This is a genomic window from Marinilabilia salmonicolor (assembly GCF_003003035.1).
GTDB classification, from domain to species: Bacteria; Bacteroidota; Bacteroidia; order Bacteroidales; family Marinilabiliaceae; genus Marinilabilia; species Marinilabilia salmonicolor_A.
The window spans coordinates 295,027-317,297 of sequence record NZ_PVTS01000001.1; the positions used below are offsets into that span (position 1 = coordinate 295,027).

Annotated in this window: 16 protein-coding genes; 10 read left to right on the forward strand and 6 right to left on the reverse strand. The window is 43.3% G+C overall.

Annotated features, from left to right (window positions below; translation table 11 throughout):
- The first annotated feature begins 72 nt into the window (after positions 1-72).
- Positions 73-3,411 (forward strand): two-component regulator propeller domain-containing protein, encoded by a 3,339-nt coding sequence (locus tag BY457_RS01250; RefSeq protein WP_258176501.1) that lies wholly within the window; start codon positions 73-75, stop codon positions 3,409-3,411.
- Between the two features lie 69 nt (positions 3,412-3,480).
- Here BY457_RS01250 and BY457_RS01255 read toward each other — a convergent pair whose 3' ends face one another.
- Positions 3,481-5,229 carry a response regulator gene (locus BY457_RS01255; RefSeq protein ID WP_106151517.1) on the reverse strand — a complete coding sequence of 583 codons (1,749 nt, stop codon included), beginning with the start codon at positions 5,227-5,229 and terminating at the stop codon, positions 3,481-3,483.
- Positions 5,230-5,464: 235 nt separating this feature from the next.
- On the opposite strand from BY457_RS01255, the gene BY457_RS01260 reads away from it, so the two are divergent.
- Complete coding sequence (locus BY457_RS01260) at positions 5,465-6,313, forward strand: hypothetical protein (RefSeq protein WP_106151518.1); 849 nt, start codon at positions 5,465-5,467, stop codon at positions 6,311-6,313.
- Positions 6,314-6,408: 95 nt separating this feature from the next.
- Complete coding sequence (gene ettA / locus BY457_RS01265; RefSeq protein WP_106151519.1) at positions 6,409-8,100, forward strand: energy-dependent translational throttle protein EttA; 1,692 nt, start codon at positions 6,409-6,411, stop codon at positions 8,098-8,100.
- A gap of 58 nt (positions 8,101-8,158) precedes the next feature.
- Here ettA and BY457_RS01270 read toward each other — a convergent pair whose 3' ends face one another.
- On the reverse strand, positions 8,159-9,277 hold the full coding sequence (locus BY457_RS01270) for an adenylate/guanylate cyclase domain-containing protein (protein WP_106151520.1): 1,119 nt from the start codon (positions 9,275-9,277) through the stop codon (positions 8,159-8,161).
- A gap of 434 nt (positions 9,278-9,711) precedes the next feature.
- Between BY457_RS01270 and BY457_RS01280 the strand changes: the two genes are divergently transcribed.
- On the forward strand, positions 9,712-10,050 hold the full coding sequence (locus BY457_RS01280) for a DUF4870 domain-containing protein (protein ID WP_106151522.1): 339 nt from the start codon (positions 9,712-9,714) through the stop codon (positions 10,048-10,050).
- A 10-nt stretch (positions 10,051-10,060) separates the two neighbouring features.
- A complete protein-coding gene (locus tag BY457_RS01285; RefSeq protein WP_106151523.1) occupies positions 10,061-10,537 on the forward strand; it encodes a WbuC family cupin fold metalloprotein in 477 nt (158 codons plus the stop codon).
- Here BY457_RS01285 and ilvD read toward each other — a convergent pair.
- The gene (gene ilvD / locus BY457_RS01290; protein ID WP_106151524.1) at positions 10,524-12,200 is read right to left on the reverse strand and encodes a dihydroxy-acid dehydratase; all 1,677 of its coding nucleotides are present in this window, start codon (positions 12,198-12,200) and stop codon (positions 10,524-10,526) included. The two genes, BY457_RS01285 and ilvD, sit on opposite strands and share 14 nt — an antisense overlap.
- A gap of 286 nt (positions 12,201-12,486) precedes the next feature.
- On the opposite strand from ilvD, the gene BY457_RS01295 reads away from it, so the two are divergent.
- Positions 12,487-12,924, forward strand: a complete 438-nt coding sequence (locus BY457_RS01295) for a hypothetical protein (RefSeq protein ID WP_106151525.1) — start codon at positions 12,487-12,489, stop codon at positions 12,922-12,924.
- A gap of 37 nt (positions 12,925-12,961) precedes the next feature.
- On the opposite strand, the gene BY457_RS01300 is transcribed toward BY457_RS01295, so the two are convergent.
- Together BY457_RS01300 and BY457_RS01305 are read right to left on the reverse strand one after the other, a co-directional pair.
- Positions 12,962-14,236 (reverse strand): NAD(P)/FAD-dependent oxidoreductase, encoded by a 1,275-nt coding sequence (locus tag BY457_RS01300; protein ID WP_106151526.1) that lies wholly within the window; start codon positions 14,234-14,236, stop codon positions 12,962-12,964.
- A gap of 609 nt (positions 14,237-14,845) precedes the next feature.
- Positions 14,846-15,727 carry a 3-keto-disaccharide hydrolase gene (locus BY457_RS01305; protein ID WP_106151527.1) on the reverse strand — a complete coding sequence of 294 codons (882 nt, stop codon included), beginning with the start codon at positions 15,725-15,727 and terminating at the stop codon, positions 14,846-14,848.
- Positions 15,728-15,928: 201 nt separating this feature from the next.
- Here BY457_RS01305 and BY457_RS01310 point away from each other — a divergent pair, with 201 nt between their 5' ends.
- The 3 genes from BY457_RS01310 to BY457_RS01320 are packed head-to-tail and all read left to right on the forward strand — an operon-like array spanning position 15,929 to position 19,249.
- Positions 15,929-16,360, forward strand: a complete 432-nt coding sequence (locus BY457_RS01310) for a Fur family transcriptional regulator (protein ID WP_181256292.1) — start codon at positions 15,929-15,931, stop codon at positions 16,358-16,360.
- Between the two features lie 48 nt (positions 16,361-16,408).
- Entirely contained in the window at positions 16,409-18,751 is a 2,343-nt protein-coding gene (locus BY457_RS01315; RefSeq protein ID WP_181256294.1) for a TonB-dependent receptor, read from the forward strand.
- 27 nt (positions 18,752-18,778) lie between these two features.
- Positions 18,779-19,249 carry a DUF4625 domain-containing protein gene (locus tag BY457_RS01320; RefSeq protein ID WP_106151530.1) on the forward strand — a complete coding sequence of 157 codons (471 nt, stop codon included), beginning with the start codon at positions 18,779-18,781 and terminating at the stop codon, positions 19,247-19,249.
- Between the two features lie 69 nt (positions 19,250-19,318).
- On the opposite strand, the gene BY457_RS01325 is transcribed toward BY457_RS01320, so the two are convergent.
- Positions 19,319-19,591 (reverse strand): DUF493 family protein, encoded by a 273-nt coding sequence (locus BY457_RS01325; RefSeq protein WP_106151531.1) that lies wholly within the window; start codon positions 19,589-19,591, stop codon positions 19,319-19,321.
- A gap of 236 nt (positions 19,592-19,827) precedes the next feature.
- Between BY457_RS01325 and BY457_RS01330 the strand changes: the two genes are divergently transcribed.
- Entirely contained in the window at positions 19,828-22,227 is a 2,400-nt protein-coding gene (locus BY457_RS01330) for a glycoside hydrolase family 65 protein (RefSeq protein WP_106151532.1), read from the forward strand.
- Positions 22,228-22,271 lie beyond the last annotated feature (44 nt).

Consider the following 22,271-nt stretch of genomic DNA (forward strand, 5'->3'; position numbering starts at 1 on the left):
GTGGAAATTGCTATGTTTTTTATATTTTCGTTGTATTCAGACATACTGTAATTTATGCCAACATCCCTGACTGTGAAAAAAATCATATTCCATATATTTTTAGTTTTCTTAATTCCGGTTTCTATCAGTAGTGCTGATTTTGCCGGTGATTTCGGAACTTCGCAAATGACAATATCTGATGGGCTTTCCAATAATTCGGTGACCGTCATTTTTCAGGATAGCTATGGCTTTTTGTGGATTGGAACGGAGGATGGGCTGAACAGGTATGACGGGTATAATTACATTACATACCGTCATAATCCTTCTGATAAACACTCAATTTCCGGAAATTATATCCAGTGTATCGTTCAGGGAGAGGATAATGATTTGTGGATTGGCACGAGAAACAACGGGTTGAGTCGTCTGGATTATTCCACCGGTCGGTTTACTACCTTTCTTTCGCATCCGGGAGATGAAAATTCTTTGCCGGAAAACGGAGTTTATGGCTTGCTCACCGATGAGTATGGCGATTTGTGGGTGAAAACACAGTCGTTTGTTTCAGTTTTTAAAGGGGATTCCATCGGATTTGAGAATTACGGACACTTCAATAATGTTTTTAATGTGCGTGAGGTGATCTCCTATCCTTTGTTGCTGGAATCGGATAGTTCAATTCTGGTGGGGACCAAAGACGGGTTGAACAGATTTAATACCGAAACGAGACATTTTTCCAGATTACGGTGCGAAGAGCCCGGTTCCAAAGCGAATCATGAATCGGTACTGGACCTGGTAAGGTGGAAGGGGAATACATTGCTGCTTGCCTGCTCCTCAGGACTGAATATCCTGCGCGCTAATTTGTCAGGACATTTTGAGAAAACTTCGGTAATGAATTTTCCTGCTGATAAGATGCCTGATGCCAATGATGTTTTGTTATTGAAAAACGGAAATCTCGTGGTCGGAACCGGACAAGGATTGTTTTTTTATGATCAATCTTCCGATGGACAAGGATTTACTCCCGGCAAAAAGCTTTTTGAATCTTATGATATTACATCGGTTTTTGAAGATCGTTCAGGGATTATTTGGGCCGGAACCCGGTTTAACGGAGTTTTAAAGGTAAACCCGGCTCCTCCGAAAGTGAAAACACTTCCCCGGGAGGTATTGCAGGGAGAAGCATTTGGTTCTTTGAACTTTCAGAGTGTTTTTCAGGATAACAAAGGGAATTTGTGGTTAGGAACTATTGATTCAGGAATATATAAATACAATCCGACTGCCAATGAGGTTCGAAATTACCCAATAGAATGCAGAGGAAGGAAAAACACTTATCCGCATGCTGTTTATGTGATTTTCGAAGATGATGAAGGTGTTTTGTGGGCAGGGACCAATTGCGGGCTATATTCGTTGGATGATAATTCAGACCGGTTTGAGGAATTTCGGAGTGGACTTGATTTTGGTATTGATAATCTGATAAAGACCAATCATATTTATTCTCTGTCCAATGATTTTGAAGGAAATTTATGGATAGGTACAGGATTTGGACTTTATCGTTTTGATGGTCGTTATGTGTTTAGTCACTTTTTTGATGAGAAAGAAGCATCAGGACTTTACAGTGATCATATCAATGCTTTAACAACGGATGAGGAGGGCAATCTCTGGATTGGGACGTCAGGAGGATTGAATGTTTGGGACCGGGATACCAAACAAATTGGCAGAGTTCCTTTTCTTGGGAACGACAGTATTGGAATAAGAACTTCCATTTTGTCGCTGGAGCTGGCTTATAACGGAGATGTATGGGTTGGGACCCGATCGGGAGTATGGACGCTTGATCCGGAAAAGCCACTCCCGGAATTGATGGAAGGAAACCGGAATCTTGAGAATGATATGATTCAGTCTGTAGTGGCCGATCATACCAACAGGGCATGGGTGTCCACCAATAAAGGTATCTCCTGCCTCAACCCGGATGGTACGGTTTTTAACTTTGATGTGGTAGATGGTCTTCCCGGATATGTTTTTAATCAAAATAGTGTATTTAAGAACAGGGAGGGGACGCTGTTTTTTGGTGGTACCCGGGGCGTTTGTTGGTTTCACCCCGACTCTCTTCATTACAATCTTAATAAGCCTCCTTTGGCCATCACACGGATTGGGATTGTGAGACGTGGAAAGGAGTCTGATACCTTTTGGCCGTTTACGGATGAAATCAGTTTTAAATACCGCGCTTTTACCAGTCTTGAAATAGGTTTTTCGGCATTGGAGTTTACACAGCCCGGCAAAAACCGTTATCGTGTTTTTCTTGAAGGATATGATTCGGAATGGCGACCTGTAACCAGAGAAAACAGTGTCTCTTTTTCCAATTTGTTACCCGGGGAATATACGCTGAAACTGGTTGCTTCCAACAACGATTTTACTTGGAATAATGACCCTCTGGAACTTAAGATAATCGTTACCCCGCCATTATGGATGTCAAATTATGCTCTTGCATTTTATATTTTGGCATTAATATTTGTCCTGCATCTGTTTGTGAACTATCGTGTAAGGCATTACAGAAAGGCCAACAGAGAGTTGCAGGAAAAAACAGTGAATAAAAACCAGATAGAGGCACAAAGGGAAGTCCTCACACGGATCAACCGCAGTTTTACCGACAGTATCAATTACGCCCGCAGAATTCAAAAGGCAATGACACCATCAGAAGCCTCTTTTTCCGAAGTCTTTTCTGATTCATTTGTTTATTTACGTGCACGTGATATTGTAAGTGGCGATTTCTTTTGGTTTCATGAAAAGGGTGAGAAAGTGTTTGTCGCCGCAGTAGATTGTACCGGGCACGGAGTACCGGGGGCTTTTATGTCCATTACTGGGATCGATCTTCTAAAGAATATTGTGGAGGTTCAGGGGGTGGAATCACCTGCCGAAATATTAAAGACCATGAATGGTGACCTCATCCGAACCCTGCATCGTCAGCAGCCTGTTGTGGAAGAGGAGGGACGTGTAAACGACGGGATGGATATGTCGCTGATTGTGATAGATCGGAAAAAGAAAACACTGGAATTTTCCGGGGCATACAACGGGTTCTACCTGGTGCGCGATAACGAAATACATACCTATAAAGGCGATCGCTTTCCCGTTGGGTATCTGAAAGACGGAGAATCGCCTGTTTTTACCCGCAAAGAGGTTTTTTTGAAAGACGATGATGTGGTTTACCTGTTCTCCGACGGACTCCCCGATCAGTTTGGAGGACCGGATCATAAGAAATTTAAGTATCGTCGATTCCGGTTGCTGTTGTTGCACATCCACAATATGGCGTTTAATGATCAGAAGAGGTTTCTGCATCAGAAAACAGAAGAGTGGATGGAAGGAGCTGTAGAACAGGTGGACGATATGCTGGTAATTGGCTTCAAACCGCTCGCCGGATTAAAGGGAACTGATGATTCCACCGATCTGTAGGTCTGCGAATAATAAAATCCACCTCCCGCGAATGCCGGTGGAAAATTGTACCGCCAACAATCTTTACCTTTAAGAGAGATGCTTTTTGATTAGTTGCAGCAACTCGTCGGGCTGGAAGGGTTTACTGATGTAATCGTCCATTCCTGTGGCCAGGCATCTCTCCTTATCTTCGGGGAAAGCATTTGCTGTAACTGCAATGATCGGCGTATGCGAATTGGTGCTTTGTTCAATCTCCCTGATCTTCTGGGTTGCTTTGAGGCCGTCCATAATAGGCATCTGAATATCCATAAGCACCAGGTCGTATTTGGTATGTCCGAACTTTTCCAGTGCTTCTTTACCGTTAAAGGCAACATCAATTTTTTTAACGGCATTTTTGATGTACAAAATAATGATTTGTTGATTACTGATGTTGTCTTCGGCCAGAAGGATGTTGGCGTTTTTAAGGTCTATACCCGGTTTGTCATGCGTTTGCAGTGTATTCTCTTTGTGTTGGTCACGACTCTCTGAGTTGGACTGCTGGCCTTCAGTAAAAGAGGAGGAAAATTCAAAAACAGTTTTTTCCTCATCACATAAAATACTGAATGTTCGGCCCTCCGACTCAACTATTTTCAGGGTTATGCCCAAATCAAGAAGGTCGATGATGCGGCTGTGGTTTATTCTTACCAGATCGTTGTGGTTGTAAAATCCTTCATCACTTCTTGTTTTGTCAGTGGGAACAACCATGTTGGTCACAATACGAAACTGCAACTCTACTTTTCCGGGCATGCTGTCGAGTCGTGATACTTCAATGGTAATAAACTTACTGGACTGATCATTGTTTTTGAGTATGCTGTTGATCAGGTTCAGAAAAATCTGTTTTATTTTGATGCTGTTGCCTGTGATGGAGGTGGGGATGTCAGCCGAAAGAGACAGGTTAAAGCGGGTTCTGCTATGTGCCGGCTTGGCCGAAAACAGTCTGATTGTATTGTTGAGTGTGGTGTAAAGATTAAAACTGGTAATGTTTTCGGGATCGTGTGAAAAAGTTTTAGACGAAAAAACAAGATTGTTAACCACATCTACCAGGTTGTTTGTTGATGCGTGAATGGTGTTGATGTAGTCTCTTTGCTGGTCGCTCATCACCGAATTCTCCAACATCTCCAGGATACCTGTAATATTGTTTAGAGGAGTGCGTATTTGATAAGAGAGTTTATTGATAAGGCTCTCCTGTGCCCTGTTTTGATTTTCCGATTCAAGGATTTGTCTGTCTTTTTCAAGAAAAACTTCCGACCTGATAAACTGAAATGTGTAGCCTACGAAAAAGGCCAGAATAAAGGAGGAGGAAAGAAAAAGTTTTTGTTCCAGGGTGTAGGTGTTCATCCAGCCTGTGGGCTGAATCGGAAGGATAAAATAGACAATTATGAAGGCAAACAATGCAAGTGCCCAGTAACTTCCTCTTTTCCGGCCACTGATGGTAATTGTCAATAGCGGGAAAAAGATGGACCAGTATCCATCCAGGCCTGTGCTGCCACCGGTAATGATAAAGAAACAGAAAGTGAGCCCGAGGATAAGCAGAAATACATTCTGAAATCTCAAATCCTGTTCATCGCGTGAACTGAAATAGTAATTAATGCTAAAAGCAATAGCAAGAATAAGTAAGGGAGCAGCCAGAATAAGATTTTCATGAATAAGCGAGATGATTCCCTGTGCGAGCACTGTTATGAAAAATAGGAAATTGGTGATGTTCAATAACAGTGTCTTGGTCTTGGAATCCATGTCGGCCTTGTCTTCACGGTCGGAAATAAACTGGCTGATGATTTTGTTGAAAAAAGATGTGAGCATAATTTTCTCTTAGGGTTTTTCTTGTTTGGTAAATATGGTCCGGGTTTGAGCGTTTTAACGAAAGTGATCGCTCTATTTTGATTATAAAGATGGTAAAATTTCCTTAATTTTGATTCCTGATTACGTACCTTTACTTTTTAATTTTAGAAAGATCTGATTCTTTTCCGGTAGTTGAGCCCGGATAAAGAGTTTGGGATTGATTGTCAGGCGATTGAAAATTGAAAAAAGATGTGATATGAAAAGAATTTTTTTATTGATTGTGGTTTTTGCAGCCGTGAACCTGTCTCTTAAGTCACAGGAGCACGTTCCAGAGCAGGGGGATTATCAGAATTTCATGAAGAGTAAAACATTGGTTTTGCTGGAGAAGAATCCGATGAGCGATTTCAATATGGCCATCCGGAAAGTGATGGAGAATTCCTGGACGCTTACCGATTATCAATTTATCAATGATGCAGAATTTGAGGCTTACCGGAACAATCCTTCCTACTCTTTTCTGATGATTACTAAAGCTTCCTTTGACCGGGACCGAACAAAAGCCAGGTATAATTTTTTGAGTCTGTTAATGGCAGAAAGGGCTGCCAAAGTTCGTGATATGCCTGATTTATGTTCATTGCCGCTGGCTTACGAACAGGTGGAGGATGACAGTTTCAGCTATAAACTGGAAGCATTTATCCGTTTTATGCAAAACCATGTTCAGTTAATGTTGAATGATCCCTCTCTGATTAACAATAATCCTTTTAAGTACTATAATAAGCAAAAGAAGGATGATTTGGAGAATAAGGTGCTTTATCTTACCAAAGAAGATCTGGCCAATGAGATCGATACGGAACGTGAAATTCGCGACATTTACCCGCATCCGTTTAAAATCGTTACTCGTGAGGAGGTGGCACAGGCGATTGCAGACAAACGTGAGGATGTGGTATTTCTTCATAAGGTAGGTCCGGAAAAAACACGCATCAGAGCCCGTGTATATAAAATGCTGGTTGGGGCAGGGGATCCGCATTTTTATTATTTTGATTATACAATGATGAAGGTGGCCCAGGATGACGCATTTCAGGAAAAAGATTTGAAGAAAATAAGATAGATTTTGTCTATTGACAAGGTCTAATCAAAACCTGTTGGTGATTTTGCCGGCGGGTTTTGTTTTGTATCGGAGTGTAAGAATTAAAAAGAAAAAATATGTCTGACGATAAGAAGATTATTTTTAGCATGGTGGGGGTTAGTAAAGTTTACCCTCCCCAGAAGAAAGTTTTGAAGGATATTTATCTTTCGTTTTTTTACGGAGCTAAGATTGGAATTATTGGTTTGAATGGTTCCGGAAAATCAACACTTTTGAAGATTATTGCCGGTGTTGAGAAGGAATATCAGGGAGATGTGGTTTTTTCTCCGGGGTATTCAGTAGGGTATCTGGAACAGGAGCCTCACCTGGATGACAATAAAACCGTCAGGCAGGTAGTGGAAGAGGGAGTGAAAGATGTGGTAGATGTGCTGAAAGCCTATGAAGAGGTGAACCTGAAATTTGCAGATCCTGAGGTCCTTGAGGACCCGGACAAGATGCAGGCGTTAATGGATGAGCAGGCTAAACTTCAGGAGAAAATTGATCAGTATGATGCCTGGAATCTGGATACCCGACTGGAAAGAGCAATGGATGCATTGCGCTGTCCACCTGAAGATCAGCAGGTGAGTGAACTTTCGGGAGGCGAAAGAAGGCGGGTAGCATTGTGTCGTCTCTTGCTTCAGGAACCTGATATCTTGTTGCTTGATGAGCCTACCAACCACCTGGATGCAGAATCGGTTCAATGGCTTGAGGTATTTCTAAAAAATTATCAGGGAACTGTCATTGCCATTACTCACGACAGATACTTCCTTGACAATGTGGCCGGATGGATTTTGGAACTTGATCGTGGTGAAGGAATTCCCTGGAAAGGGAACTATTCCGGTTGGCTGGAACAGAAAGCAAAACGACTGGAAATGGAAGAGAAACAGGTGTCCAAGCGCAGAAAAACGCTTGAGCGGGAGCTTGAATGGGTGCGGATGGCTCCTAAAGCCCGGCAAGCTAAATCCAAAGCCCGTCTTTCGGCCTACGAAAGTCTGATGCAGGAAGATGTGAAACAGAAGGAGGAGAAACTGGAGATATTTATCCCGAACGGGCCAAGATTGGGCGATAAAGTTATTGAAGCGCACAATGTGGCTAAGGCTTTTGGTGAGCGCTTACTGTTCGATAATCTTGATTTTCAGCTGCCTAGAAACGGTATTGTGGGAGTTATTGGTCCCAATGGTGCCGGAAAAACTACTCTGTTCCGGATGATTATGGAGCAAGAGACCATCGATGGCGGAACGTTTGAAGTGGGAGAAACTGTTAAAGTAGGTTATGTAGATCAGTCGCATGCCGATATTGATCCAGAAAAGTCGGTGTACGAAGTGGTGTCCGGAGGTAATGAAACCCTGAAAATGGGAGGAAAAGAAATCAATGCCCGTGCCTATCTGGCCAGGTTTAATTTTACCGGAAGTGATCAGGAGAAAAAGTGTGGAGCTCTTTCGGGGGGTGAACGCAACCGCCTGCACATGGCCATGACACTAAAGGAAGAGGCCAACGTGCTGTTGCTTGATGAGCCAACCAACGATATTGATGTGAATACTTTGCGGGCGCTGGAAGAGGGGCTTGATGATTTTGCAGGTTGTGCAGTAATTGTTTCGCACGACCGGTGGTTTCTCGACCGGGTGTCCACACACATTCTGGCTTTCGAGGGTAATTCAAATGTGCATTTCTTTGAAGGGGGCTACACCGATTATGAAGAAAATAAGAAGAAAAGACTGGGAGACGCCTCTCCGCACCGGATAAAATACAGAACCCTTCAGAAGAAAGGTTAACAGCAATTGAGATGAACGATAATGGTCGGAGAAATCCGGCCATTGTTGTTTAACCGGGTTAGGTAATTGGAGAATGTTGATTGCTGTTGATGCTTTTGGTGTTGAAACTTTGATCTTCCCGGGGCTTGTGGAGATAGTACATCTCAATCATCCCTTTCCCTTTAACTCTCTGAGGAACCCGTCTTACAAAGTTGTAATGAGGTTCCAGAAGTTTGCGTGTTGATTCGGAAACATTGATTTGCATAGGTCCGCTGTAAGTTTGCATTCGGGCCGTAATATTAACATTGTCTCCAAAAATGTCGTAAGATAAATTGTGTTCACTAATGAAACCGGCAATAATCTCACCCGAGTTCAGCCCGATTCTAAGTTCCCATTGTATGCCGTTTTGCTTGTTGCGATCGCGAATGAAATCTCTCATTTCGCAGGCCATCTTGGCTGCTCTCAGGGCATGTTCCTTAGAGTTGCTGAACATTCCGCTGACCCCCATGTAAGCGTCGCCAATGGTTTTGATGCGCACGCAATTGTGCTTTTGGGATATTTCATCAAACTTGGTAAAAATAATGCGCAATTCATCCAGTAATTTTCGGGGAGACATGCGTGTGGCTTTCTCTGTGAAATTTACCAAATCAGCCATGATAATGGTAACATTTCGATAAGGTCGGGGCTGTATTACCACACCACTTTTAAGTGATTTGACAATTTCGGCAGGCAAAATATTCTTGAGTATGTGATGGGTCTTTTTTTGTTCAGTTTCCAGCTGTTGTTTTTGTACTTTCAGCTCGCGGAGTGTGTTGGCCAGGGTCATGGCAGAGCTAACTCTTGCAATGAGCTCGTCGGTCTCTATCGGTTTTCTTACATAATCAATAGCGCCTGCTTCCAGGGCCTCCTTTACTTTGTCAGAACTTGAAAAACTGGAAATGATAATAACCGGAATATCCTGGGTTTTGGGATTTAGCTTGAGGTTCTTCAAAGCCTCCATTCCTGAAATTTCAGGCATCTCCCAGTCCAGCAGAATGATGTCGGGACTTGTTTCCAGAGCACAACGATAGGTTTCGTATCCATCGCGGGCACGCTGAAAATCGATGTCATTGCTGAGTGTATGAAGCTGAGCTTTGATAAACTCTGCAATGCTGTCCATGTCGTCTGCAATCAGTATCGTCAGTTTGTTTGAGGGCATTGAAAATGAGTTTTAGAAAGGCAAAGTTAATGTTTTTTTTGATATGTGTTTTTTCTTGTAGCAAACTGATAAAAAAGATTAAAACAGAGCTCCGAAGCTGATTGGTGACGCCGCCCGTTGGGGCCATAAGGGGGGAGTTTCTTCCGGGAGTGTTGCTCTCTTTCCCATACTGTTTTTTGATAGCATCCCTCACTGTTTTTTGTCAGTTAATCAGTCTGGTAGATCAGGTCATGAAAATCAGCTCCGGAGTGATCTTCAATTCAAAAAGCGGCCCTGTTGTGACCTCTTTTCACTTTCAGGAATCATTCGTTTGATGTTCATAAGAAAAAAGGATAATTTTATGCCTGACACGAGTGGAGACACTCTACTGTTTTTAAGAGTGTAGGTGATTTTTTCTTTTTAAATCCATAGTAAAGCAAGTTAAATATCAGAATATGACAACAGATGAAAAAAATTGGGGAATGTATTGCCATCTGGCTGCCTTTGCCGGGTTGTTGATTCCTTTTGGAAATGTGATTGGTCCGTTGGTAATATGGCTTCTTAAGAAAGATGAGTATCCTCATGTTGACATGGAGGGAAAAGAATCTTTAAATTTTCAGATTACTGTTTCTATTGCGGTTATGGTTGCAGGAGCCCTGAGTGTGGTTTTGATTGGCATTCCTTTGTTGATTGCCATTGTGGTTTTTACTTTAATTTTCATTATAAAAGCCATTATGGAAACGAATGAAGGACGATCGTATCGATATCCATATAATCTGAGGTTGATTAAATAATTCCTGCCTGATGAAGTTAATTGACGAGTCTTTGTTGGATGCCCTCTCGGCCGAAGCCGGATCTTCAGACCGAAAAAGGAAAAACCTGAATTATCACTTCGGAGATGCAGATGTGTTGCAACGCATGCTGAATGCCTTTGAACCCGGAACTTATGTGCGTCCTCATAAGCATGAAAACCCTGCTAAGAGGGAAGTTTTTATTTTGCTTAGAGGTCGGTTGATGATGTTCTTTTTTGATGATACGGGTCGGGTTACTCATCGTCAGCTACTGGATCCGGAAGCAGGGAAATATGCTGTGGAGATAGCCCCGGGCGAGTGGCATATGGCAGTTTCTTTGGAGGCCGGGACGGTTGTTTATGAAGTGAAAGACGGCCCCTATGATCCATCCAGCGATAAACAGTTTGCACCATGGGCTCCGGCAGAGGGAACTCAGGATGCAGATGTCTGGCTGGAAAAGCTGATGGTGGATCATTTTACTGATCGGTAACACACCCCTGAGAGGCTGATGCCACAGAGTTTCTGAATTTTTTCAGAATTCCGGTTGCAGGTTTTTCTGTAGGTTTCCATCTCTTTTTCCGTTTTTCTATTTCTTCTTCTGCAAGGTCCACCTCCAGCAGATTCTTATTGATGTCGATGGTAATGATATCTCCGTCTTGTATTAATCCAATCAGTCCTCCATTATAGGCTTCGGGGGTGATGTGCCCCACTACGAATCCGTGTGAACCACCTGAAAACCGGCCATCGGTAATGAGCGCCACATCGTTGCCCAAACCTGCTCCCATCACGGCTCCTGTAGGCTTCAACATCTCCGGCATTCCGGGTGCCCCCTTGGGGCCGCTGTTTCGAATCACTATGACTTCCCCGGGTTTCACACTTTTTCCGATGCCTTCGATGGCTTCTTTTTCATCTTCAAATACATGGGCGGGGCCACTGAAGTGGGTCCCTTCTTTACCTGTAATTTTTGCTACAGCTCCTTCTGTTGCAAGGTTTCCATACAAAATCTGGATGTGTCCCGATTCTTTGATGGGATGACTCACCGGGGCAATGATTTTTTGGTCTCCCGGTAGATCTGGAACCGATTCGAGGTTTTCGCCTATTGTTTTTCCCGTCACTGTCATAGGATTTCCATCAATCAGTCCTTCTTTTAGCAGGAATTTCATGACTGCCGGAATCCCTCCGATGTTGTGCAGGTCTTCCATCAGGTATCTCCCGCTTGGTTTCAAATCTGCCAGATAGGGTGTTCTGTTGCTTATCTCCTGGAAATCATCGATGGAGAGCGGAATGTTTACCGATTTGGCCATGGCGATGAGGTGAATAACTGCATTGGTGGAGCCTCCCATTGCCATGATGAGTGTGATGGCATTTTCGAAAGCTTTTCGGGTCATGATGTCCCGGGGTTTGATGTCATTCTCCAAAACCGCTTTGATTGCAGATGCCATTGTTTGTGCCTCATCTCTTTTTTGGGGACTCACCGCAGGGTTGGATGAGGTGTAGGGCAGACTCATGCCCATGCACTCGATTGCTGCGGCAATGGAGTTTGCAGTGTACATGCCACCACAGGCTCCTGCTCCCGGTATGCTGTGTCTGATGATGCCTTTGTAATCGAAATCGGAGATTTTCCCGCGTAGTTTTTCTCCATAAGCTTCAAAGGCCGAGACGATGTTCAGGTCTTTGTCTTTCCAGCTTCCTTTTTTTACGGTTCCACCGTACATCAGAATAGCCGGTCGGTTTAGGCGTCCCAGCGCAATCATGGCTCCCGGCATATTTTTGTCGCATCCTACGATGGGTATTACGGCATCGTAAAACTGGGCACTAACAACGGTTTCTATAGAGTCGGCAATAAGCTCTCTGGATGGAAGAGAATATTTCATGCCCTCCGTACCGTTGGTTATGCCATCGCTAACTCCTATGGTATGAAAAATCAGCCCGTAAAGGTCTTTTTGCCGGTCAACTTCCTTTTTTACCATGGTGGCTATGTCGTTGAGATGCATATTGCAGGGATTTCCCTGAAAACCGGTGCTTACGATTCCTACCTGAGCTTTTTTCTGGTCGTCTTCACTCATCCCGATGGCATAGAGCATGGCTTGCGCTGCCGGCAGACTTTCATCCTGTGTGATGAGGCGACTGTATTTATTGAGTTGATTTTCCATAATCCTGTTTTTTGATATGTTAAAATGATTTATTAGGTGGTTGAACATCGCAATAAATGGTTGGTAAAACGAAGTTCGACTCAGCCAATTAATCATGTTAGAGTGTAACAAGATGTTTCCTGTTATTGTTGGATAGGGTGGGTTTTTTTCTTTTCCTTAATTTGTTTTAGAGTGGCAGGCAGGTCAAATGGTGAAAATAAAGGATGTTTTTGTCCTTTATTTAAGGGTTTTGTATATTTGTTAGGTAAAAATCTCTTGTGTTGAACCTTGAGCTTGAATTATAGTAATGAGAAAAACCATTTTATTTGCCATAATTATTCTGACGTTTTGGGCCGGAGCAGTAAGTTCCATAAGTTTTATGGAAGCCTGGATTAAGTTTCAGGCACCCGGGGTAACTTTACCCATTGGGTTGAGTATTGGGATGAAAGTTTTCAGAGTATTAAATTTTATAGAATGGGCCTTATTGCTATCCTATTCGGCCATTCTGATGTTGAGCATCAGAAAGCTGTCTCCTTTAGTTAAAAGTCTTTCAGGTGTTTTAATGCTCGTGTTGCTTGTTCAGACCTTTGTTCTCTTGCCCGCTCTTTCAGACAGAGCATTAATGATCATTGACGGAAAGCAGGTTGCCGACTCCCTGGATCATCTTTATTATGTGATACTTGAAGTTGTTAAAGTAACTTTTTTAATTGTTTTATCTGTCAAGTTGGGCAGACGACAATTTTGAAAACTGGTTTTTCTCAATCGTTGATATGCTCGTTTTATCAGATGTTTTTTCCTGAGGTGAGAATTAATCGCAGGGAAGTATTTTTGGTCACATAAAGCCAGGCCCAGTTGATGAAAATAATGAGTCGGTTTCGAACACTCAGGATGAGCATCAGATGTAAAAACATCCAAACGAGCCAGGCAAAATAGCCCTTAAACCTGATGAAAGGAAGGTCAACGACCGCCTTGTTACGTCCGATGGTAGCCATGGAGCCCAGGTCTTTGTATTTGTAATCGGTCACCGGTTTTCCTTGTTCACTTTGTTTTAAATTTCGGGCCAGTAATTTTGCCTGGTTGATAGCCACGTTGGCTACCTGTGGGTGTCCGTTGGGATAATCGGGGGTTTCCATGTAGGCAATGTCTCCTACTGCAAAAATATTGTCGAATCCCCGGATTTTGTTTTGGCGGTTTACAATTATTCGGTTGCCACGTGCAATGGATTCTGCCGGAATTCCACGGGTCTCCCTTCCCGTCACTCCTGCTGCCCAGATAACGGTGGCAGATTTAATGGTTTCTCCCGAACTGAGAGTGAGGTTTTCTCCGTCATAATCTTTTACAAAGGTATTTTTCAGGAGGACCACACCCATTTTTTTCAGATATTTTTCAGCCGCCTGCCCCGATGCTTTACTCATGTTGTTAAGTACATGATTGCTCCCCTCAACCAGGCGAATGGTAAATTTAGACAGATCGATGTCGTGATAATCTTTGGGAAGAATTTCTTTTTTTATCTCTGAAAATGCTCCTGCAAGTTCTACTCCGGTTGGACCGGCACCAACAATGGTCAGGTTCAGCATCCGTTCTCGGTCTTCCCTGGGGGCGGCGATTACCTTCTCAAAGGTTGTAAGAATGTGATTTCTGATGGTTATGGATTGATAGGTTGTTTTTAGTGAGAATGCATTTTTCTGAATGTTGGCGTTTCCGAAATAATTGGTTCTGCAACCGGTGGCCAGAACCAGGTAGTCGTAAGGGAAATCACCAATGGTCGTGGTAATGGTTTGTTCTTCAGGGTTTACCTGAAGCATCTCTGTCATGCGTATTTGAATGTGAGATCTGCTTTTGAAAATATTTCTGAATGGAAAAGAGATGCTTGCCGGTTCAATTTGGGATGTGGCAACCTGATAAAATAAGGGTTGAAACTGGTGGTGATTGATTTTGTCTATCAACAGGACATTGAAAAGTCGTTTGTCCAGATTTCGTACCAACTGAAGTCCGGCAAACCCTCCTCCTACCACAATTACCTGTTTTTTGCCCCGGAGGTCTTGTTTCTTAACCATAATTTTCTGTTATTTTTCCTGATAAATGATTGTGTTGTCTGCCAATAAAACAGAACGGGAGGCCTTATGTTTGCTGATTTATGGAATTTTTTCTTTAATTAGGAAAAAATAAGATGAGGTTGTCCGAAAATGAGATTTGTAAAATAAAAATAGTGTAGAGGTTGCTGCTCTTTTCAACAGCACTTATGTAACAATAGTCCGTTATCTCGAAGTTCGGGATTGTAAAGAATTAGTATTTAACCGCTTGCAATTAATGGTCTGTTCTGCATTAAGAAGCATACTATCAATGTCTTGTGGTTTTATTTTGGCTCTGGTTTAAATTAAATTCGCGATAATAATACAAATGGTTTATTTACAGTATGTTAAGCCTTCGTAATTGTCGATAGAAGTTGTTGGCTCCCTGTCGGGGACCTTTTCTATTAAGGCGATTTACCCCCATTCGGGGACATGTAATAATCACCATTTTAAACTAGAGCCTTTTTTATAATCTAAAAATCTATTGATGTAAGAGAGTGCTGAGTATTCTCATACAGAACTTTCAGTCTGAAGAGTGTCTGAGATATGTGATTTGACGGGGGTGGAAGAGCTCATCAGCCACCCCTGTTTTGTTTAATGAAAGAATTTTTCGTATTGTCCGGGAAATTGATCCAGTTGTTTGATTTTGATATCTTTAAAATAAACTTCACCAGCTTCACTCTGAATCTGAATTTTGCCACTCTCCAGCGGTTGGGTTCCCTCTTCGGTTGTCATTCTGGAGTTTTGCAACACCATTACCACTTCCCCGTTTACTATGTGCAGGCTTTTTCCGTTGAAGCAGATGAGTTCCAGGGTCGTCCATTCTCCCGGAGCGCTTTCGTAATCGGCACTTCGTAAACAAAAAGCATCACGGCCACTACTTCCGCCAATGGGAATGAATGGTTCTTCATGTCCGGCAACCGTATTCATCATTCCTTCCTGGGGAAATGCCCGCACATCAATGGCGGTGTTCCCGATGGCCCAGTAATCGCCCATGTGACCTTCCATGATTTGAAATTCCTGTGACAGCATCCACGAACGCCAGTAATCAACTCCTGCTTCGCCATTTGAATGGTAAAGAAGTCCGGAATCAAGAAGTTTGTCTTTGCGGGGTTCCCACTTTTTATCCCCCCATTTTACTTTTAGCTTCAAGTGGTAATTGCTGAAAGATTCTTTAGTAAAAACAGCTCCGTAATATTCGCCGGTTATTTTTAGAACAGGAACTCCGTTTTCTTCAATTACGGAAAATACGTTGTTGATGTTTTTGTTGTAACCGACGGGGGCAATGGTATCACCGTTTTCATCCAATGGCTGGCTGCCGTTGTAAGCGTTCTGATGCTTGAAACTCAGATACATTTCCCATTTGGATAAGTCCTTGTTCAGCAGGTTTTCCCACTCATCTTCGGGGCTGAAAGAAGTTAAAGAAAGTGCGGTCAGAATTGCCACTGCTATCGAAAATTGTGTGTGATGTTTCATCTTTAGTTTTGTTTTTATTGGTTTTGTTCTCTCAGTTTAAGACTATTAAAGTACTAAAAATTTCTTTCATCTGTGCGGATTTGGAATTCATTGGGGAAGTGTTATTGGTATTACTCTACGAAGAAAATGTTTTTTAATGAAACAATGTTTCAACTGAATTGTTGTTTTATTAAATTTGTGCTTTATTTTCAAATGTATTCTATGACAGCATCAGAAATATTAGATCATCATAAAGTGAAAAAGACTGCACCTCGCATCGCTTTATTGCACGCTTTACAGGAGGTATCCGGCCCTCAATCCGAAGGTGAGATTAAGGACCTGATGGGTGAATTGTACGACCGGGCAACTTTTTATCGGAGCGTTCAGACCCTTACCCATGCCGGAATTATTCATCGCATTGTCGCTGATAATGTGATGGTAAAATATGCACTGAACAATTGTGAAAATGGGCACCATCACCAGGTGGATCATGCTCATTTCTATTGTCGGAAATGTCACAATCTTTTTTGTCTGAAAAGCATTAAGGTGCAAGCGTTGAACCTTCCGGCCGGCTTTGTGGATGAAGAGCATGATTTGGTGATTCGGGGTATTTGTAATCAATGTAGTGATTCACCGACGGTTGAAAATGAATAGAGTGAAAAAATCCGGTGTTTCGATTTGATTTTTATGATGGTGTTGAATATGAAAAGTGTTTTTCTGTGGTTGCTGCTGTTGGTGAGTTCAGGGTTAACGGGCCAGTCAAGTTTATCACTGCAAGGGGTGGTTACTTGTCAGCACAATGATCCTTTGCCGGGGGCAGTGGTTCACATCAAATCCTTGGGGCTGGGGACGGTGACCGATGAAGACGGGGCTTTTTTGATAAAAAATATTTCTTCCGGAAAATATGTGGTTGAGGTGTCTTTTTTGGGCTATGAGCCCTGGTTAAGAGAAATTGACATCAACGAACAGGTGCCGCTGCATATTTCTTTGCAGCGTGAAGATCATTCGCTGAACGAAGTGGTGGTGGAAGGAACCTATCGAAGTATTTTGAACAGGGAAGATTCACGAAGTGTGGCGGTTGTGGATCGGAAATTTATCGAGGATAATCGTTCCGGAAGTTTGATGCAGACCCTCAGGCGGTTGCCCGGCATCAGTTCCATCGATATTGGTTCAGGACAATCGAAGCCCTTGATTCGGGGCCTTGGCTTCGATCGTGTGGTGGTGGCAGAAAACGGGGTGGCACATCAGGGGCAGCAATGGGGAGCTGACCATGGCCTGGAAATTGACCAGTACGGGGTTGAAAATGTGGAAGTAATTAAAGGACCGGCATCTCTGATGTATGGTTCCGGTGCTATTGGTGGGGTTATTGAGATGCGTAGTTTTTCAATTCCCGGACAGAATTCTTCAGGTGTTGCGGTGGATCTCACTGGTCGTAGCAATAATCAGTCGATTGGTGGTTCTGTAGCACTTTTTAAGAGATGGAATCACTTGTTTTTACGGGCCAGAGTGTCGGCTGTAGATTATGCCGATTACCGCGTGCCTGCCGATAGTATCGAGTACTATTCATATTATTTTCGGCTCCATGACGGTGCGATGCGCAATACCGCCGGATATGAGAATAATGGCAACCTGGCTTTAGGGTGGACTTCAGATAAATTAACGACCCGACTTACAGTTAGTCAGCTTAATGGCAAAAGCGGTTTTTTTGCTAATGCGCACGGATTGGAAATTAGAACTTCTTCCATCGATTATGACCGCTCTTCACGAACCATAGACTTGCCATATCAGCAGGTGCGTCATCGAAAAGTGACGAGCAATACCACGATTTCTCCAGGTGCTCATCAAATACGAATCAATGCAGGATGGCAACACAATCTGCGTGAGGAATTCTCTGAGGCTGTGGCGCATGGTTACATGCCAAAACCGCCGGATAATCTGGAGCGGTGGTTCCAAAAGGAGACCGGCAGTGTTAATGTGCGCTGGAAAATTCCTGAAATCGGACGTCACAACCTTACTGTTGGCGGAGATGTGGAGCGTCAGGTGAATGAAATTGACGGCTGGGGATTTATTATTCCTGCATTTGAAAGTACTGAATCGGGTTTGTTCATTCACGATAAAATTTTCCTGACCCCTCCCTGGGTTGTTAATGCCGGTATTCGTTATGATTTTTCCCGGATTCAGATTGAGCCGCATCGCGATTGGTTTGTGAGTCCTGGTGAAAATGGAGAAGAGTATATTCTCAGAGCACCTGATGCCGACCGGGATTTCAGCTTTGTGAGCTGGGCCCTGGGTGTCAACTATCATCAGGAAAAATTGTTTTTTAAACTGAATTTAGGCAACGGCTTTCGCATGCCACTCCCCAAAGAACTGGCGGCAAATGGAATGAACTACCACATGTACCGTTACGAGGAGGGGGATATAAATCTTTCGCCTGAGGTATCGTGGCAACTGGATGCCGCGGTTGGACAGGAATGGAAATCCTTTGGGTTTGAGATAAACCCCTTTTGGGCCTGGTTCCCAAATTATATTTATCTGGGACCGGAAGGCGGTTTTGAGCAGGGTTTGCAAAGCTTCAAATATCAGGAAAATGAGGTGTTTCGTGCAGGAGGTGAGTTGATGATGCAATATCGGATTTCTGACCGACTGAAAAGCGCTCTGGAATCGGAATATGTTTACTCCCGGCAATTGACAGGAGATAAAGAGGGGTTTACGTTACCGTTTTCACCTCCCTGGACGACCGATTTTTCTCTGGAATATACCCATCCTTCTTTTAGGGCATTTGAAAACCTGACACTTAGAGGGGGGTATCGCTTTGTTGCAGCTCAGAATGAGATAGTTCCTCCCGAAAAGAAAACTCCGGGATATGGGCTGACTTCCATATTGGCAGGGGCATCCCGTAAGGTCGGCGCGGCGCAAATCAACTGGCGTTTTCAGATACGAAACCTGTTTGATGTCCGGTATCTGGATCATACCAGTTTTTATCGACTGATAGAAGCTCCGGGGCCCGGACGTAATTTTATTGTTTCAATGAGTGTTTCCTTTTAATTATTGGTAAATATTTAAAATTTTTTGATGATGAGAATTTTCTTGAGTGTGTTGATGATTTCGTTTTTCCTTTTTTCATCCTGCAGCGATGATAAGGACGATATGTATCCGGTTGTTGATATGTCAGGAGGTGATGCTTTTCCGGTAAATTGCTCTGTGGTACATCCCGGGGAGACTTTTACTTTCAGGGCTGTGTTTACCGACAATGAAGAATTGGATGCTTTCAGCATTGAGGCGCACGATAATTTTGACCATCACACCCACAGCACCGATGCGGTTGAATGTGAAATGGAGCCGGAAAGGAATCCTGTTAATCCGTTTCACATGATTGAGGAGTACAATATTCCTTCAGGCTTGACTTTGTATGAGGCGGAGGTAGATGTTTTTGTCCCCGAAGATGCGGATACGGGTGATTATCACTTTATGGTAAGACTGACCGATGCAGCAGGATGGCAAACTCTGAAAGGCATTGCCATTAAGATACTGCCCCGGGAATAGGGAGAAGCATTGCTGAATTTCCCATAAAAAAAGCACCGGCTGGATGTTTCCTTTCGGTGCTTTTATATTTTATAATGCCATCACGCCTTCGAGGGCAGTAACGTTTTGAGTAATGGTTATTACATCATCCGGATGACTCATCATTGCTTTGCAGGTTACCGAAACATGCCGGAGACTTTTGGTGTGTTTAAAAGAGATGTCGCTTTCTTCCGGAAGCATGGAAACTACTTTGTCCACTTTCCCGTGTTGATTGGGTACGATAAATTTAAACATATAAAGTTGGGGCCATTCTTCCTCTTTCCCCAGTGCCTTTCTCAGATTTCTGTAGTCTTTCATTGCCATAATAACTCACTTTGACTGCAAAGATATCATTGGTATTTTGATATTTCTTGCTAAATTTAAGAAAATCGAACTGTATGGATTATTCCTGCATTGGAGGAATTTACGAATTGTTTTTTTGAGCATTCGGGATATTAGTAAAACCGTATTGGTCCGAAAAGGTTGCCACATCATGGGCTTGGATTACTTCTTGGCTAATCATCAGGAATAGGAATTCTTCCTCTAAAAAACATAACATTATGAAGGAAAATAATCTGTGGAAAGTTATTTACGAAGATTATATTCCCGACCACGAACCACTTCGGGAAGCCTTGTTTACTTTGGGAAATGGCTATGTAGCCACACGTGCCGCCGCCGAAGAATGTGCTGCCGGGGATATCCATTATCCCGGGACATATATGGCGGGTGGGTATAATCGTGCCCGCTCTGAAGTTTCAGGACGGATTGTAGAAAATGAAGATTTGGTAAACTGGCCAAATTGGCTGCCCCTTTCGTTCAGACATGACGATGGAAACTGGTTTAAAATTGATGATGTAGAGCTTTTATTTTATCGTCAGGAACTGGATATGTATGGTGGGATCATGATGCGGAGTATGAGATTCCGGGAAAAGGACGGGAAAGAATCGACATTGGTTGCCCGTCGTTTTGTGAATATGAAAAATCGTCATCTGGCTGGTATTGAGTGGACGCTGACTCCGGAGAACTGGTCGGGAAAAATTCAGATTCGCTCAGCGCTTGACGGGACTGTGATAAATAGTGGGGTTCTCCGGTATCGGGATCTTTCTTCAATACATCTGCAACCCCTGGAAGTTGGTCAGTTTGAGGACGATACCATCTATTTGCGCGTTCAGGCCAATCAGTCAAAAACCAGAATGGTTCAGGCCGCACGCACACGAATTTATAAAAATGGCAAGGCGGTTTCCGTAGAGAGTGATTTTTTTAAAAAAGTGGGGTATGTGGCAAATATTTTTACACTGGAATGTGAGGAGAAAAGACCTCTTACCATCGAAAAGATTGTTTCTGTTTTTTCTTCACGTGACCGGGCAATTACTGAACCGGTGTTGGAAGCTCGTGATGCATTATCCGAAGCCGGACGCTTTTCCGAATTGCTGAAAGCGCATTCACAATCATGGGCGGAGTTGTGGTATCGATGCGATATTGACATTAAAGACGGCGATCAGACCCAAATGATTCTGCGTCTCCATATATTTCATATTCTTCAAACCGCTTCTATCAATACAATCGGACTGGATGTGGGAGTTCCCGCACGGGGTTGGCACGGCGAAGCTTACCGGGGACATATCTTTTGGGACGAACTGTTTGTTTTTCCCTTTCTGAATTTTCAGTTGCCCGAGCTTGCCCGTTCTCTTTTGATGTACCGATATCATCGGTTGCCGGCCGCACGTAGGGCGGCAAAAGCTGCCGGCTATAAAGGTGCTATGTTTCCCTGGCAGAGCGGAAGTAACGGGAGGGAGGAGAGTCAGGTGGTGCACCTGAATCCCCAATCCGGAAACTGGGACCCGGACAACACATACCTACAGCGTCATGTGGGGGTGGCCATTGCCTACAATATTTATCAGTATTATGAGGCCACACGGGATATAGAATTTTTGATGGCTTATGGGGCAGAGATGATGTTTGAAATAGCCCGTTTCTGGTCAAGCATTGCTGTATTTAATGATAAGCGTGGACGATTTGAGATTCACGGAGTTGTGGGGCCGGATGAATTCCATACCGAATATCCTGATTCTGAGAAATCGGGGTTGAACAACAATGCCTATACCAATGTGATGGCTGTTTGGGTGCTTCGAACAGCTCTTGATTTTGTGGATTTGCTTTCGGATACCAGGAAACGGGAGTTGTTTGCAGAGTTGAAAATCGATGATGATGAAATTGAAAGGTGGCAGCAAATTAGTCGAAAAATGTATGTGCCGTTTATGGAAAATGGCATCATCAGCCAGTTTGAGGGGTATGATAACTTAAAAGAACTGGATTTTGAGCACTACAAAAAGAAGTATGGTGATATTCAACGTTTGGATCGCATCCTGAAAGCCGAGGGTGACAGTCCCAATCGATATAAGGTGAGCAAACAGGCAGATGTTTTGATGCTTTTTTATCTTTTATCGGCTGATGAAATGGAGGCGTTGTTCCGTCGTATGGGTTATCATTTTGACCGCAGCACCATTCCGGAAACGGTAAAATATTACATTGACCGCAGTTCCCATGGCTCAACCCTGAGCAGACTGGTGTTTTCCTGGGTGTTTTCACGCACCGACAGAGAAGAATCTTATCAGGTTTTTAAAGAATCCCTGAAGAGCGATTTTGAAGACATACAGGGAGGAACAACAGCCGAGGGGATTCATCTTGGCGCCATGGCAGGCACGGTGGATATGATTCAACGTTGCTACACCGGATTGGAAATCAGGGGTGGAATCCTTTGGTTGAATCCCCGGTTGCCTAAAGAGATTAAAGGCTTTAATATGCGTATTCGATACCGCGGGCATTGGATTTGGTTGCATTTCACTCAGCACCGGGTCGAGGTCTCGTTTGAGTCGGGACGCTCACCTCAGATTCAGATTGGCTTCATTGATAAAGTCTATGAGTTAGGAGAGGGCGATTGTAAGGAGTTTTTGTTGTAACCCTGTGTTCGGTTGCGTGATTAATGGTGGTTTCCTTATTTGAA